Source organism: Desulfotomaculum defluvii, from assembly GCF_054657375.1.
In genome coordinates this window covers 167350-182219 of record NZ_BAAHYV010000007.1, presented here as the reverse complement: position 1 = coordinate 182219, position 14870 = coordinate 167350, and the positions used below count along the sequence as shown (strand labels likewise).

16 protein-coding genes are annotated in these 14870 nt (G+C 44.3%); all 16 read right to left on the bottom strand.

Annotation, left to right across the window (positions count from 1 at the left end; all coding sequences use genetic code 11):
• On the bottom strand, positions 1-1065 hold the full coding sequence (gene flhB / locus ACYQ03_RS07990) for a flagellar biosynthesis protein FlhB (protein ID WP_459909049.1): 1065 nt from the start codon (positions 1063-1065) through the stop codon (positions 1-3).
• Positions 1065-1832, bottom strand: a complete 768-nt coding sequence (fliR, locus tag ACYQ03_RS07985) for a flagellar biosynthetic protein FliR (protein WP_459909047.1) — start codon at positions 1830-1832, stop codon at positions 1065-1067. The genes flhB and fliR overlap by 1 nt, the downstream gene beginning before the upstream one ends.
• 11 nt (positions 1833-1843) lie before the next feature.
• Positions 1844-2113 carry a flagellar biosynthesis protein FliQ gene (fliQ, locus tag ACYQ03_RS07980; protein ID WP_459909045.1) on the bottom strand — a complete coding sequence of 90 codons (270 nt, stop codon included), beginning with the start codon at positions 2111-2113 and terminating at the stop codon, positions 1844-1846.
• Positions 2114-2125: 12 nt separating this feature from the next.
• The gene (gene fliP, locus ACYQ03_RS07975) at positions 2126-2899 is read right to left on the bottom strand and encodes a flagellar type III secretion system pore protein FliP (RefSeq protein WP_459909044.1); all 774 of its coding nucleotides are present in this window, start codon (positions 2897-2899) and stop codon (positions 2126-2128) included.
• The gene (gene fliO, locus ACYQ03_RS07970) at positions 2877-3299 is read right to left on the bottom strand and encodes a flagellar biosynthetic protein FliO (protein ID WP_459909042.1); all 423 of its coding nucleotides are present in this window, start codon (positions 3297-3299) and stop codon (positions 2877-2879) included. Before fliO ends, fliP begins: the two co-directional genes overlap by 23 nt.
• Complete coding sequence (locus ACYQ03_RS07965; protein WP_459909041.1) at positions 3299-3685, bottom strand: FliM/FliN family flagellar motor switch protein; 387 nt, start codon at positions 3683-3685, stop codon at positions 3299-3301. Before ACYQ03_RS07965 ends, fliO begins: the two co-directional genes overlap by 1 nt.
• A gap of 12 nt (positions 3686-3697) precedes the next feature.
• Positions 3698-4177 carry a flagellar basal body-associated FliL family protein gene (locus tag ACYQ03_RS07960; RefSeq protein WP_459909040.1) on the bottom strand — a complete coding sequence of 160 codons (480 nt, stop codon included), beginning with the start codon at positions 4175-4177 and terminating at the stop codon, positions 3698-3700.
• Positions 4178-4219: 42 nt separating this feature from the next.
• Positions 4220-6277: a flagellar hook-basal body complex protein gene (locus ACYQ03_RS07955; protein ID WP_459909039.1), complete on the bottom strand. Its 2058-nt coding sequence runs from the start codon at positions 6275-6277 to the stop codon at positions 4220-4222.
• A gap of 71 nt (positions 6278-6348) precedes the next feature.
• Positions 6349-6720, bottom strand: a complete 372-nt coding sequence (locus tag ACYQ03_RS07950; protein WP_459909037.1) for a TIGR02530 family flagellar biosynthesis protein — start codon at positions 6718-6720, stop codon at positions 6349-6351.
• Positions 6650-7189, bottom strand: a complete 540-nt coding sequence (locus ACYQ03_RS07945) for a flagellar hook capping FlgD N-terminal domain-containing protein (protein WP_459909035.1) — start codon at positions 7187-7189, stop codon at positions 6650-6652. Before ACYQ03_RS07945 ends, ACYQ03_RS07950 begins: the two co-directional genes overlap by 71 nt.
• A 12-nt stretch (positions 7190-7201) precedes the next feature.
• A complete protein-coding gene (locus ACYQ03_RS07940) occupies positions 7202-9685 on the bottom strand; it encodes a flagellar hook-length control protein FliK (protein WP_459909034.1) in 2484 nt (827 codons plus the stop codon).
• Positions 9686-9799: 114 nt separating this feature from the next.
• Positions 9800-10234, bottom strand: a complete 435-nt coding sequence (gene fliJ, locus ACYQ03_RS07935; protein WP_459909032.1) for a flagellar export protein FliJ — start codon at positions 10232-10234, stop codon at positions 9800-9802.
• A 1-nt stretch (position 10235) separates the two neighbouring features.
• Positions 10236-11564 (bottom strand): flagellar protein export ATPase FliI, encoded by a 1329-nt coding sequence (fliI, locus tag ACYQ03_RS07930; protein ID WP_459909030.1) that lies wholly within the window; start codon positions 11562-11564, stop codon positions 10236-10238.
• Positions 11565-11568: 4 nt separating this feature from the next.
• The gene (locus tag ACYQ03_RS07925; RefSeq protein ID WP_459909029.1) at positions 11569-12288 is read right to left on the bottom strand and encodes a FliH/SctL family protein; all 720 of its coding nucleotides are present in this window, start codon (positions 12286-12288) and stop codon (positions 11569-11571) included.
• Positions 12272-13285 (bottom strand): flagellar motor switch protein FliG, encoded by a 1014-nt coding sequence (gene fliG / locus ACYQ03_RS07920; protein WP_459909027.1) that lies wholly within the window; start codon positions 13283-13285, stop codon positions 12272-12274. Before fliG ends, ACYQ03_RS07925 begins: the two co-directional genes overlap by 17 nt.
• A gap of 13 nt (positions 13286-13298) precedes the next feature.
• On the bottom strand, positions 13299-14864 hold the full coding sequence (fliF, locus tag ACYQ03_RS07915) for a flagellar basal-body MS-ring/collar protein FliF (protein ID WP_459909025.1): 1566 nt from the start codon (positions 14862-14864) through the stop codon (positions 13299-13301).
• Between the last annotated feature and the right edge of the window lie 6 nt (positions 14865-14870).

Genomic DNA, 14870 nt, shown 5'->3' with positions numbered 1-14870 from the left:
TTATTTAAAACCTTTGTTTTTCATGCGGTAAACCATGGCTAAAATTTCAGCCACAGCTTGAAACATTTCTGCAGGAATGGCCTGACCCACCTCCACATGGGCGTAGAGAAAACGTGCCACTTCAACATTTTCGATAATAGGTACCTGATGTTCTTTAGCAATTTCGCGAATTTGCCGGGCCATATGGTCCATACCCTTGGCCACCACCTGGGGTGCCTCCATGGGTTGTTCATATTTTAATGCCACTGCATAATGGGTAGGGTTAGTCACCACCACGGTGGCCTGGGGCACCTCTTTGCGGGCCAAATTGGTTAATAGTTGACGCTGTCTCCGCCGCAGCCAGCCCTTGATTTGCGGATCCCCTTCGGTCTGTTTATATTCCTCTTTAACTTCCTGCTTAGACATGCGCATCTGCTTTTGAAAAGCATAACGCTGATAAATTAAATCTAGCAAAGCAATCCCCAGATAGACCACAGCACCCCATAAAATCACTTTCAAGGCAATGGTTAAAACCTGATTTAACAGGGCCCGCGGGGGTAAATGGAAAATTGCCAACAAATTGGCCATTTCACCCCTAATCGCTGCATAAACGACCCAACCAACAATGGTAATTTTTAATAGGGATTTAACCAACTCAAACATGGCCCTGCCACTAAACATATTTTTCAGGCCATTAATGGGGTTTAATTTATCGAACTTTGGTTTGATGGCCTCAGGGGCTAACATAAAGCCAACTTGGGCAATATTTACTCCTAATGCCACCAACAACATAAGAATAAAAAAGGGTGTAAGAACTGCAAATATATTAATCGTAAAATCAATTAATAGCTGTACCAGATAATAATCCGGCTGTGGGTTTTTGATGAAGTTATTAAAATAACTATAAAAATACGACTGCATACGGGTAATGATATTATCCTTAAAAAGGAGTGCAAAGAGAGCTGTTATTAAAAGTAATAGTGCCCCGTTGAGGTCAGCACTCTTGGCTACCTGACCTTTACGTCTGGCTTCCTGCAACCGTCGGGGCGTCGCCTGTTCTGTTTTTTCCTGAGAACCTTCTGGCATCAGGCCAACCCCTTCAATAAAAGTAATAAATCCCTATGCAGGGTATCAAATAAGTATTTAAAGACGGAGGTTAAGGCTGGCAACAGAATAGCCAGTGTTGAAACCCCCACCGCTATTTTCAAAGGAAAACCCAGTTGAAAAATATTCAACTGCGGTGCCGTTTTACCAATTAGCCCCATGGCCAAGTCGGTAATAACTAATACAGCCACAACCGGAGCACAAATTTGTACTGCCAGAGCAAAGGTATCGGTAAAAATACGAATGATCAGTAAGGTTATTTCACCATTGATACCCGCTGCTGTAAGGGGAACAAGTTCATAGCTTCTCACTAGGGCCCAGATCAGGGCATGATGACCGTCAAGGTTCAGATACAATAACAAAGTCATAAGGAAAAGAAATCTGGAAATCAATGTGTTCATGCTACCGCTCAAAGGGTCCATCACAGCAGACATGGCAAAGCCGATTTGGAAATCCAACAATTGTCCTGCTATGCGAATCACATTAAAAACAAAGGTACATACCAGACCTAAGGCCAATCCTACACCAACTTCACTGAAAACAACCAGGGCAAAACCCCACATTCCACCAGGAAAATTTGTTGCTGCTGGTTCCACCATGGGAGTTACTAAGGCAGCCAAAACAAAGGATAAGCCCGCTTTAACCAAAGGTGGAATACCTGGGATAGCATACAAGGGGCAAGAAAAAACAAAAGAAAGCATGCGAATAAAAATCAAAAAAAATGTTGTTATTAAAACAAGATTAAGCACTTCCTGCACCCCTAGCGGATAAGGTTTGGAATTTGTTCATATAAGCCTGTGGTAAACCGGATGGCGATATTTAATAACCAACCAGCAGCAACTATTAAGGTCACAAAAACCGCCACCATTTTCGGCACAAAGGATAGTGTTTGTTCTTGAATTTGGGTGGTGGCCTGTAGAATACCAATAATTAGACCAACCAGCATAGCTACCCCCAGAGTTGGAATGGAAAGAATTACCACCATCATTAAAGCTTCCCGGGCTAAGTGCAATACATAGGTTTGTGTCATAGCCTAGCCCCCCTATCTAAAACTTTCCACTAAAGATTTTACTACCAAATACCAACCATCCACCATGACAAAAAGCAGTAATTTAAAGGGCAGTGAAACCATTACCGGCGGCAGCATAAACATCCCCATGGACATCAGGGTACTGGCCACCACCATATCAATGACCAGAAAGGGCACAAAGAGAATAAAACCGATTTGAAAGGCTGTTTTTAGTTCACTAATTACAAAGGCTGGTACCAGAACTGACATAGGTACTTCAGCGGCGTTTTGGGGTTTGTCCAGCTTGGCAATGTTTAAAAATAAGCCTAAATCCTTTTCCCTGGTCTGGCGGACCATAAAATCCCTTAAGGGTTTAGCCGCCTCATCTGTGGCTTGTTCATAAGTTAGTTGATTGGCTAAATAAGGTTGAATAGCCTCCCTATTAATGTCTTGATAAACTGGCTGCATAATAAAAATTGTTAAAAACAAAGCCAAGCCAATTAATACCTGATTGGGCGGTGTTTGCTGGGTACCCAGTGCATTTCGTAAAAAGGAAAGAACCACAATAATCCGAGTGAAGGAGGTTAACATCATAAGAAAAGCCGGCACCATTGACAGCAGGGTTAAAAAAATCAGTAACTTAACACTGTCCACCACCTGCTGGGGTTCAGTGGCTGTTTCTATATTTAAGTTGATGTTGGGTATCGGAATCAGGGGTTCAGCAGCTGCTCCATTGGGTTGTAGGAACAGTATCAAGGTTATAATTATGACGAAGATGCATGCTTTACTTTTTATCCTGTTGATCACTTTCCTGACACCCACTCCCGCCTTTTCCTTGCCGGCGTCTACCGGTGAGGTATTGCTGTGTTTGTTTCATCTGCTGTGACAAAATATCTTTAAAATTGGCAACTGAATCAGTGGCTAAGACAGATGTGCTGAGCGGTTCTGGCAATGAGTCAAATTCCTTAATTAAAGAAATATGATTCTCCTGAAAAGCCACTAGGTAATACCTGCCTCCTACCTCCACCAGGGCCAGGCCAGCCTTAGGCCCCAGGGGTAAATGATCCACTCTTCTCATATACCTGGTTCCCATGGCAAAACCCCTTGTACGGGCCAAGCCATATTTAATGGATAAGTAGGCCAAAACAAGTATTAAGGGCAGTAGTGTCATAACTTTTATAAACAGCCAAATGGTTTCGTTGTCCATTATTCACTCTCTCGCCTGGGTTTTTTTGGGGGGATTATGGTGTTTATTCTTACGGCAAATTTATCATTGACAACAATTATTTCCCCCTGAGCAGCTTTCTTATCATTGACAAAAATACCGATAGCATCTCCGGCAGATTTCTCCAAATCCAGTATTGTTCCCACATCCAGACTTAAAACCTCACGGAATTTGAGAGACCTCTCTCCCAGTTCTGCGCTAATGGTTACTTTAACGTCTTCTATGTGATTTAGACTGGTCTTGATGGTTCTTTCCTGCCGTAAAGAATCCAGAGGAGGGAAGCGAACCTTTTTAACGGCCGCTTCCTCCTTGGTTTCTGCACCATCCAACTCACCCAGAAACAGTTCTATTTCTTTTTCTGTCATCATCATGCATCACCCTTACTGAGTGAGATATTCAGAGAAGTAAACCCGAAGAATTTTTCCCTTTTGAAGATTTTTATTAATCTCCGTCTTTAACTCTTCAGCCACTTTGTCGATACTTTCCGGGGGCTGTACATCGGTCAATTTCTTTTTTCGAATAACACGGATGATACAGTCCTGTAAAACCACTTTGTTCTTCGTAAGTTCTTCAGCTAATTTCTTATTCTCTTTATTGGTTTCGTATTCCAGTACCGGAGTGAGTCTCATAAAATTGTTACCACCAGGGTCAGCAAGATTTACCAGCAAACTGCCCATATTAAAGGTAATCAATTTCTCCGGATCCGGGCCAGTTTCTTTGGGGCTGGCGGTGCTATTCAGGTAAAAATATCCACCTAAACCTATGCCCGTTATAAGGATAATTATAAAAATAATAAGCAAGGTTTTAATGGAAAAAAAACTTTTTTTAGGCACCTGCGGTGCTGCTTCCTGTGGTGGCAAACTTCTCACCCTTTACACAATAATTCTATACTTACTAATAGACTACCGTTTTAGTTGAATTAGTTCCTCCAGCAGGCTGTCAGATACTGTAATGACCCTGGCATTGGCCTGATAGCCCCGTTGAGTGGTAATGATGTTGGTGAATTCTTCTGCCAGGTCTACGTTGGACATTTCAAGGTAGCCGGATTTGATGTCGCCAAAGCCCTCTGTATTACCGGTCCCATAGGTAACTTTTCCAGATGCTGGAGATATTTGAAATAAATTGCCACCTGCTTTAATTAGTCCTTCAGGATTTTGAAAGGCAGCAAGACGAATTTGGTTGAAAGGTTCTTGGGAAGGTGCTGGTGGTTGTTCACTGGCTTTTCCTTCCTTTACCTCCGGGTTATTTCCCACAAAAAATCCTGCATCTATTCCACCAACGGTTACAGTTGGCTTAACACCAATTCCTGTAGTACCCGTTGTTTTAAATTCTAAATGATCTGTACTCCACTTTACATCTACCTTTTCAGATCCAATTTTAGTATTAATTAATTTTTTAACAGCGGCAGCAAGGGCATCTCCGTCGCTCACACAATCCAGCCCGGCTGCTTTCTTTTCGTATTCTGTAAATGAATAGGTAGCACCATTGTAGGAAATGGTTAAATCTTTAGTTGACCAATTCATGCTATTTTCTGTAGCATTGCTTGCTTTGCCTAAGAGTTCTGTTACATCTTGACCACCCAAGATAACTGTTTTGGAGGAATCCGCAGGGTTTGGTCTAAATACTAGATGGTCATTATCCCAGGTAACAGAGATTATTGATGATTTCTCAACTGCAGGAGTAGCTGTATTGTCACCCGCCAAAATATCAAAAACTTTTTGTAATTTGTCTGCTAAATCTTCCCCACTGGTTACTCTATCTAATCCAGTAGAATAATTATTACCACCAACATCTGTAATAGTACTCGCCAAAGTAATTTCCTGCCAACCGTTACCTATATCAATATTAAAAATTCTTTCAGGATCAGTCCAATCCTTAGGATCCACTGCCGTACCTTTAATATTAGTATAATCCGCAGCAGCAATTGAACCCATATATTTTGCTACCCCTGCGCCACCAAGCGTTATCTCTGGTGTAATAGGGCTACCAGGAGCAGGACCTACCATACTGTCAGGGTCGGTAATTGTTTCAAAGCTTAACCCCCCATAAGGACTATTATCATATGAAACTTTAACCAGACCCTTGATAGGACTAGTAGGATCATCAATGGCTGCTTGCAATTGAGTGACCAAATCTGGCCAACCCCTTACATCTGTTAAGTTTGTGTTTAGTGTATAAGCTGGTATAGCTGTAACCCCATCGCTATAAGCAAGTGTTAACCCATAGATGGTTGGGTCAGACATGTCAGTTAATTCAGCTGTAGCAAGTTGTGGTTCGACACTATTAGGATCGTTATTGCCCGTTATTTTGGCTTCAACTAGCAAATTATCCACAGCACTTATCGGATCCCCCTGCAAAGAACCAGTTCCCTTAATGATAGGCTTAATTTCCCCTATTACTCCCCCTACTAACCTCGCCTCTTCAATCTCTGTAGCATCTGGAATTATAAGTGCCGATGAGGAAAACTGAAGGGGTTCACCGGCTGAATTGGTTCCAGTAAGTGCACCGTTCGGAGCAATACTGATCGTAGAAACCGGGCCATTAAATACCCTTATATCACCCTGACTAGACTGAACCTTTAGACCATCACCATTTACAAGATAACCGTTATCGTCAATAAAAAGAACGCCATCCCTGCTATAGAACTCATTATTTGCTTTATCTTTCACCACAAAAAAACCATTTCCCTGGATTGCCAAGTCCAAAGTCCTGCCAGTGTTTTGGGTCGGACCTTGAATAAAGTTATTAGATACAGATGATACAGCGGATCCTAATCCAACTTGCACTGGGTTTGTTCCATCTCCTCCAAAGCTCGTTGTCTGGCTTAAGGTATCCTGAAAATTTACCCGTCCCGCTTTGTAACCTGTGGTATTTACGTTAGCAATGTTGTTACCTACGACATCCATACGGGTCTGGTGGTTTTTCATCCCCGAAATACCTGAATAAAGTGAACGAAGCATCTATTATCCTCCTTTATTATACCCACCTCAGTCGGTCGGTGGGTGAAGGCAGCTTCCTTGCGGGCCAGCTGCTATTTAATGATTACCGCGCTATCAATATTAGTAAACACATGATCTTGCATGTTTTTCCCATCAACAGCAGTAACAACAGTTCGGTTGGTTATGCTGGTAACCAAGGCCATATCCCGGTAAAGAATAAGACTATCTCTGGAACCCTTGGCTGCTGCCTGCTGAACTGCGTTGTTAATCTTTAGGTAATCCTCATGTGACAGTGAAATATTTCTTTCCTTTAGCCTTTTCTCAGCATGGGCCGATAATTTAACCTCCTGCTGCTTTACTAACTCCCGATGCAGGAGATCATCAAAGGTAACATTATTCCACTGGTTCGCTTGGTTCGTCTGTGCTGTTTTCTTCGTCTGGGCTGGGTTCAGCTTCTGAGGCATCACCGGTTGGCTGCTCGGAGACATCGTTTGGTACTTCGGGTAATTCTTCAGGTTCATTGGTTCCCCCCCTCTCCACTGCCATAACCTGATCTAGGCTATAGGGTTGGCCTGAAACCCAGATATTTACACTATTTTGCCCCATAGTCACCCTTTCAACTTCACCTACAAGCTGTTCTTCACCATCAATTAAGTTCACTTGCTTGCCTATTAACGAGGAAGCATGGTTTAATTCCTGAAGATGATAAAGTTTTTCCATATTGCTGTTCAAGTTCGTCATTTGCTCCAAAGTGGTGAACATGGCCATTTGATTGATAAACTGTGTACTATCCATCGGACTGGTGGGATCCTGATTTCTTAGCTGAGCAATCATTATCTGGAGAAAAGCATCTTTGTCCAGTGTTTTTGATGGTTCCCGTTGTTTTTGATCCGATAGGTAGTAGCTGTTACTTCCTGCCTGGCTGACTTCCATACTACACCTCCTTTAGACAGTGATGTTTACTCCACTGTTATTACTGATTTCACTTGAAGTAGCTGGAATATCTCCCCGTTCATAACTCCTCGGGTAGCCACCCTTTAACTTGTTCTGGTTTCTGGTCTGCCACTGTTGTCCTTGCCCGGATTGCTGCTGTCCTAGGCCACTTTGCTGATTCATAAATACTGCTGCTTCATTTAAACGAATATTTTGTTGAGCTAGCAGTTCCCTCAATTGGGGGAAAGAAGCCTCTAAGGCGTCCTTGGCATAACCTGAAGCTGTTACGAAATGAGCTGATAGCTCTCCCTTGGACCAGGTTAGGGTTACCGTAACCTCACCCAGTTGCTCCGGTTGCAGCTTCATTTTGATGGTTGTGCTGCCAGGATTTTGCCGCAGCATCATCGTCTGTACCATTTCTGCTAACCTTGCCGGAACCTGAGACATCGGAACGTCACGAAAAGGTGTTGGGATGTTGTTATGCTCAGGTGCTTTAACAGTTAGTTGACCAATTTCGGAGCGAATTGGCAACTGGCTATCTTGTTGTTGTGGTGATTGCTCCCTCATTTTTATGGGCTGGTTATCATGGGTTAGGTCTGATGAAGAAACTTTAGTCTGGTCTATGGTGTTAACCCTGTTTTGCATTTTTGCCCGAGTATGCTGTTTGTTGTCCCGAAAAGGATTTTCTTGTTCTGAACCCTGCCCTTGTTGGAAGCTTGGGTTATTGGAAGTCTTTGCCTTTGCCAGGGGGGATGCGTCTTTCTCAGGTTCCCCTACAATTTCCTGCTGCATGACTTTCACTTCACCTGAAATAACATTATCTAAGCTTCTTCTGTCAGCAGGTTGATGTGATCCCGATATCTGCTGAACAGGTAGGGTTGTTTCCAGAACTTCTGGTTGTGTCAACACTCCTTCCACCTGTGGTGGAAATTGTGCTACCTTTACCGGTATCCTTTGTTCCATTGGACCATGTTGTGTTAGCAGTCTTTCCATCTGTGTTACGACTTGTTCTCCCTTTACGGATATACCTTGCACCACTGTTTTTGTCTCATTTAGCAGACTAGCTTTTACCTGTATTTGGTTATTAGTGGGCTGTTCCGGCAACTCAAGCTCAATTTCATTGGCAGATAATGGGCCGGAATTGGTTTCTGCCTTAGTAACCGGGCTTGGCATGGGTATTACCGCTGGTTTTGTTGTTGGTATCGGCTTTGTTGTTGATTCAGGCAGGGTTTCTGCTAATACCTCAGATTTTACAGGCATCGACATACCTAGGTCTTGACCATTGCCCCTGTGTTGTACCGTCTGGTCTACCTTCTGCTGAACAGGTGGGGTTGTTTCCAGAACTTCTGGTTGTGCCAACACTCTTTCCCCTTGTTGTGGAACCTGTTCTATCCTTTCCGGTATTCTTTGCTCCATTGGGCTAGGTTGTGTAATCTCTTTTGCCATTTGTAACGGAATCTGTGCTGACTTTATCGGTATACCTTGCACCACTGGTTTTGTCTCGTTTGGCATGGTTTCTGCTAATACCTCAGGTTTTACGGGCACTGCCATATCTAGGTCTTGACCATGACCCCTGTGTTGTACCGTCTGGTCTACCTTCTGCTGAACAGGTGGGGTTGTTTCCAGAACTTTTGGTTGTGCCAACACTCTTTCCCCTTGTTGTGGAACCTGTTCTATCCTTTCCGGCATCCTTTGCTCCATTGGGCTAGGTTGTGTAATCTCTCTTGCCATTTGTAACGGAATCTGTGCTGACTTTATCGGTATACCTTGCACCACTGGTTCTGGCAGGGGGTCTGCTATCACCCCTGAGCTTTTTGACAACGGCCCTAGGTCTTGCATATGGCCCCTCTGCGGCCCCGACTGTTCTGGTTCCTGCTGAACAGATTTGATTGTTTCTGAAGTTTCTGGTTGTGTCAATACTGGCTCCACCGGTCTTGCCTCATTTGTCAGGCTAGCTTTTACCTGCGCTTGGTTATTATTTGGTTGTTCCGGTAACTCAGGCTCAGTCCCATTCATAGGCGGTAGATCGGGATTGTTTTCTGCATTAGTAACTGTCCTTGGCATTGCTACCGGTTTTGTTGTTAGTTCTGGCAGTTCGCCTGCTATTAGCTTAAATTTTTTTGGCACCGGCATTCCTGTAGGTGGAAGGTTGTTAAGATACAAAAGATTTTCCAAAGCCGTATAGGATTCAAGCTGGTTTGGCAAAACATCCTGTTTTTCATCAGAGGAATCCTGTTGATCGGGTTCTCTGGGTGCTAACCCATTAGAATCTAGTCCATCATCCTTCTTTCCAGTTAAAACCTCTGTAAAAGCTTTAGAAGGAGCTTCCTTTCCTACAGTCTGAAGTGTCTCCAGCTCGGTCTGAGAAGCCAATAGATTCAGTACCATTTCAAAGGGGTTTGCAGAGTTAGGTCCAGCCGTTTTGCCCTTAGTGGCATTGCCCCCCATAGGTAATTGATTCTGTGTGATTTTACCGAGTTGCTCTACTTTTTTCACCTCCTTTCATTTAGCTTTTAGCTGTTAGCCATAAGTCCATGTCATCCTAAGCGATAGCAAAGGATGAAGGATCAACTTTGAACAAACCAACTTTCCAATTTCGGTTGGTTTATATTAAAATGCGTCTCTACCAAATCCCAGAGTAGCCATTTCATCAATCTCTTTCTGTTCAAGGGCTGCCAGCAGTTCATTGTACTGGATCAACTTTTTTTCTTTAAGTTTTTCCAAAATCATACGTTCCTGACAGGCCTTCATCGTTTCCCTTTGTTTAACAGTAAGAATATCCTGGGCCCTTTGCAGTTGTCTTTTCTGACGGTCCATAAGGATCTGAAGCTGATCCCTATACATGAGAGTTCTCACAGTTTCGTCAGGCCTTAAAGCAGTCTCGGAGAATTGTAAAACATCTTCATACCTCTGCTTGGTACCATCCAATTGCCTTTGGTAAACATCACATTCTTGTTGGGCCTTAGACTGTTCCAGCAGGGCCTGTTCTTCCTTTTTAATCCGCTGTTGAAGTAATTGTTCTAGCTTAAATTGAAATTTCTTCAACTTACCTTCCTCCGATCAAAAAGGTTAGTGCATTTAGGGTTTCTTCATAGCTACTGTAATCAGACGGGGGTTGTTTTAAGAAGTTTATGATTTCATCATATTTCGCCAAGGAATGATCGATTTTCGGATTTGAACCCTTTACATAAGCCCCAATATTGATCAAATCCTCCGCCTCCCGGTAGGTGGCCAGCAAATCCTTGAGCATTCCAGCCTGGGCTTTATGTTCCTCTGAAGCAATATCCGGCATTAACCGGCTGACGCTTTGCAATACGTCGATGGCCGGGTAATGGTTGGCTGAAGCCAGTTTCCTGGTTAAAACAATGTGGCCATCCAAAATCCCCCGCACAGCATCAGCTATGGGCTCGTTTAAGTCATCGCCATCTACCAACACTGTGTAAAAGGCTGTGATGGACCCACGTTGACCCATGCCGGAACGTTCCAGTAGTTTGGGCAGCAAGGCAAAAACCGATGGGGTATAGCCCTTGGTGGCTGGCGGTTCACCCACTGCTAGTCCCACTTCCCGCTGGGCCATGGCAAAACGAGTTACAGAATCCATCATTAACATTACGTCTAGACCTTGATCCCGAAAATATTCAGCGATGGCAGTGGCCACAAAGGCTCCTTTTAGTCTAACTAGGGCTGGCTGATCGGAGGTGGCAGCCACAATGATGGATCTAACCATACCCTCAGGCCCCAAGTCTTCCTCCAGAAATTCCAAAACTTCACGGCCCCGCTCACCAATTAGGGCAATGACGTTGACATCTGCACTGCCATGTCGTGCAATCATCCCCAGTAGGGTGCTTTTTCCCACCCCACTGCCGGCAAAGATACCAATACGCTGGCCCTTACCACAGGTGAGCAAGGCATCAACGGCCCGGACACCGGTAGGTAGGACTGTATCTATACGTTTTCTTGTTAGTGGATTGGGTGGCTTGTTATCCACAGAGAACTCTTCTCCCCGGGCCGAGCCTATTGCGTCTGCAATGGGTCGACCCAGACCATCCAGCACCTTCCCCTGTAGGTGTTGCCCCACCTTAATGGTTAGATTTCGTCCACTGGGTATCACAGCACAGCCGGGGTAGATACCCCTTAATTCTCCTAGAGGCATGAGCAGGGAAAATTGATCCCGAAAGCCCACCACCTCTGATCTTACAGGCTCAGCTTCGCCCTCAACTACAATGTCGCAAACTTCACCTATCCGGGCACAAATCCCCTGCACTTCGATCATTAGACCAACGACCCTAGTTACCTTGCCAATGGGCTTAATAACCCGGACTCGATTTATTCTTTCTTTGTAGGGATTTAGGTTAATGCTTACATTACACGTCATCCCTTCACTCCTCTTTCCCGTACAGTGCCTTGAGCACTTCCTGCCAGCGAGTTTCCAAAGTGGCGTCCACCTGGCCTTGGTCAGTCTCAATTCTGCACCCTCCGGGAGTTATGGCATTATCGGCCAAAATATTCATTGCCACTTGGCCTGGCAATCCCTGTAAAAGTTCATTTTTTTCCTCTTGGACCATCTGAAAATCTGCCTGGTTTACGTAAACATTAACAAGAGGTCGATTTTTAACAAGATTCATGCATTCCCTGGCAATTTCCATAATGGTGTGGGGTTCCACCGCCAATTGAGTCATAACCACCCGTTCTGCCATATCCACTGCAAGGTCGATGATTTCTGTTTCCATCCTGTCGAGGGTTTGATTGTATACCTCCCGGGACTGACGTAAAACATCACTGGCCTGCTGACGGATCTTTGCGGCCTCTGTCTGGGAGGCTGTGATCCCTTCCTGACGACCAGTTTGTTTGGCCTGCTCCTTTAATTGTTGGGCCATAGACTCTGCTTCTGCCCGGGTCTGCCGTAGTAATTGATCTGCTTCTTGCTTTGCTCGGGCTATAATTTCTTCTGCCTCTTTTCTGGCAATGGCAAGAAGTTCTTCCGAAGATACCTGATTTGTATCATCAGAAGGTGGTGGTGGGGCAAATACCTTAAGTGGCAGTAATTGACCTTGCTCTTCTATGGCTGCTCCTTTAATAACTTTAAACAAGGATAGCATCCTCCCCACCCCGGGAAATCACGATCTCGCCTGCTTCTTCCAAACGTCGAATTACATTTACGATACGCTGCTGGGCCTCTTCCACATCTTTCAAACGGACTGGACCCATATAATCAATTTCTTCCTTAAGCATTTCTGATGCACGTTTAGACATGTTTTTGTAAATACGGTTGTTGACTTCTTGATTAGAGCCCTTCATGGCCAAGGCAAGGTCTTTATTATCCACTTCACGCAATACCTTTTGAATAGAGATATCGTGTAGTTTAACAATATCTTCAAAGATAAACATCAAGCGGCGCACCTCTTCACTGAGGTTCGGATCAGCCTGTTCCAAATCTTCAAAAATGGTTTTCTCCGTGGCCCGGTCTACCCGGTTTAAGATATTCACCAGACACTGAACACCACCCACAACTGTCTCTTCATGTTGAGCCACAGCAGCAAGTTTCTTTTCTAGAACCTTCTCTACCTCTTTGGCCACATCCGGAGATATTCTATCCAAAATAGCTACTCTGCGGGCCACTTCACTTTGCAACTGAGAATCTAGTTCTGCTAAAATAACCGCTGCCTGATCCGGTTTTAAATAGGAGAGTACAAAGGCAATGGTTTGTGGATGTTCCTCCCGCAGAAAGCCTAAAATATGCCTGGGGTCTGTTTTTCTTAAGGAACCAAAGGGAACCGATTGCATGGTGGAACTAATTCTTTCCAGTATTTCTGCTCCCTTATCATAGCCATAGGTCTTTTCGAGAAGTTCCTTGGCATAGTCTACACCACCATTAAGCAAGTAATCCCGGGCTTGAATTAACTGAATAAACTCCTCCACCACTTGTTTTTGAATTTCATTGGGAACTCGATCCATCTCCGCAATGGCCGCGGTTATTTTCTCAACTTCATCCTCGGGAAATTCATGTTTTAGTATTTTAGAAGAGATGTCTGCCCCCAGGGAAATAAGTAAGATTGCAGCCTTTTGTTCCCCAGATAGTTTTTCATATTGACTCATGACTTTTCATCACCTATTCCCTAAGCCATACTTTCAGCACAGCGGCAATGTCACTGGGTCTTTCCTGGGCCAGTTCCTTTAACTGTTTTTGTTTATCCTTCGGCGGCGGAAGTTCCCACTTGGTTTCATCCTCTTCCTCTGGTATTATCTCCTCAACTGGCATCACAGGAGGAGTTTCTATTATTGGTACTTCTGCTAGAGCTTTCTTTCTGCGACGGCGGCGCAACCAATAGGCAATCAGAAGCAGTAAGATCAGCAGGCCGCCCGCAGCCGCTGCAATGGTCATATATAAAAGTTCTTTTTCCTGTTGGGCATTATCAGGCAGTTCCTCGGCCATTTCATACTGACTGCGGTCAAAGGTCATGGCAGAAACCGTAATTTGATCTCCACGTTGTTGGTCAAAACCGATGGCTGCAGTGACAAGTTGTTGAACCTTTTCTTGATCCAAATTGGTTACTGTCTCATCCAGTACCACTGCGGTGGAAAGCCTAATCACCTTACCCGGGGAATGAACCACCGATTGTGTTCTGGACCCATGCTGGTAATTTTTTATGTCATCGGTTTTGGTATAGCTGTCCTGGCCAGTGGCATTCTCTCCAGGAATACTCTGCCCGGGCATTTGCGTTGTTGAACCGGGGACACCACCTGTACTGCTGCCGGTACCTTCCTCATTGGTGCTTCGTTCACTAACAACAGGTCCAGGAAGAACCTCGGTGGTATTGGTTTGTTGTTGGTTAAAGTCCATTTCAGCAGTAACCATAGCCACTGCCTTGTTCGGTCCTAATACCTTCGCCAGCATATTTTGTACCCGATTTTCCAGTTCCTTTTCATAGGCCCGGCGGATCTGCTGCTGCCTTTCTAGCATTGTCCCAGAATAACCAGTACCTGCCAAATCAGAAGCATCTTTGATAAATTCGTTTAATACATTCCCCTCAGTATCAATAATATGTACATTTTCCGCTTGCAGACCTTCTACACTGCCGATAATTAAATCATTTAGCCCCTTCACCTGTTCGGGTTTCAATTTTGCACCTGGCTTTAATTTAATTACCACCGAAGCCGAAGCTGTTCCCTCATCGTCAATAAAAACACTTTTTTGCGGTAGCACCAGATGAACCCGGGCCTGTTCAACACCCTCTACCTTAGTAATGGTGCGCCTTAATTCTTCTTGTAAAGCCCTTTGGTATGATATCTGCTGTTCAAAGTCTGTTTCCCCAAATTTGCTCTCGTCAAACAATTCAAAGCCATTTCCCACACCCGTTAGGACACCATCACTGGCCAACTTCACCCTTATTTCATCCACTTGTTCCTGGGGAACTAGGATGGTTGTACCTTGATTAGTTAACTGGTACGGAATCTTTTCGCTTTCCAGTTGGGCAACTATATTTCCAGCATCTTTTGCTTCCAGATCACCTAGTAAAAGTGCATAATTGGGCCGCGCCAAGGTTGTTATTAAATATACCAAACCCGCTAGGATTACTGCACTGACCAGGATGATCAATACTTTTCTGTTTTGACTTGTTTCCTGCCAATGCTGTTTGAGTTTATCTAGCAGGTCCTTAAAGTTCAACAAAACCACCTCAAA

What these genes read in the sequence shown, in the direction of transcription:
- ACYQ03_RS07945 (WP_459909035.1), bottom strand. Translation starts at nt 7,189, where the DNA reads ATGGAAGTCAGCCAGGCAGGAAGTAACAGCTACTACCTATCGGATCAA.
- ACYQ03_RS07955 (WP_459909039.1), bottom strand. Translation starts at nt 6,277, where the DNA reads ATGCTTCGTTCACTTTATTCAGGTATTTCGGGGATGAAAAACCACCAG.
- fliQ (WP_459909045.1), bottom strand. Translation starts at nt 2,113, where the DNA reads ATGACACAAACCTATGTATTGCACTTAGCCCGGGAAGCTTTAATGATG.
- fliG (WP_459909027.1), bottom strand. Translation starts at nt 13,285, where the DNA reads ATGAGTCAATATGAAAAACTATCTGGGGAACAAAAGGCTGCAATCTTA.
- ACYQ03_RS07950 (WP_459909037.1), bottom strand. Translation starts at nt 6,720, where the DNA reads ATGCCTCAGAAGCTGAACCCAGCCCAGACGAAGAAAACAGCACAGACG.
- fliO (WP_459909042.1), bottom strand. Translation starts at nt 3,299, where the DNA reads ATGGACAACGAAACCATTTGGCTGTTTATAAAAGTTATGACACTACTG.
- ACYQ03_RS07965 (WP_459909041.1), bottom strand. Translation starts at nt 3,685, where the DNA reads ATGATGACAGAAAAAGAAATAGAACTGTTTCTGGGTGAGTTGGATGGT.
- ACYQ03_RS07925 (WP_459909029.1), bottom strand. Translation starts at nt 12,288, where the DNA reads ATGCTATCCTTGTTTAAAGTTATTAAAGGAGCAGCCATAGAAGAGCAA.
- fliI (WP_459909030.1), bottom strand. Translation starts at nt 11,564, where the DNA reads ATGACGTGTAATGTAAGCATTAACCTAAATCCCTACAAAGAAAGAATA.
- flhB (WP_459909049.1), bottom strand. Translation starts at nt 1,065, where the DNA reads ATGCCAGAAGGTTCTCAGGAAAAAACAGAACAGGCGACGCCCCGACGG.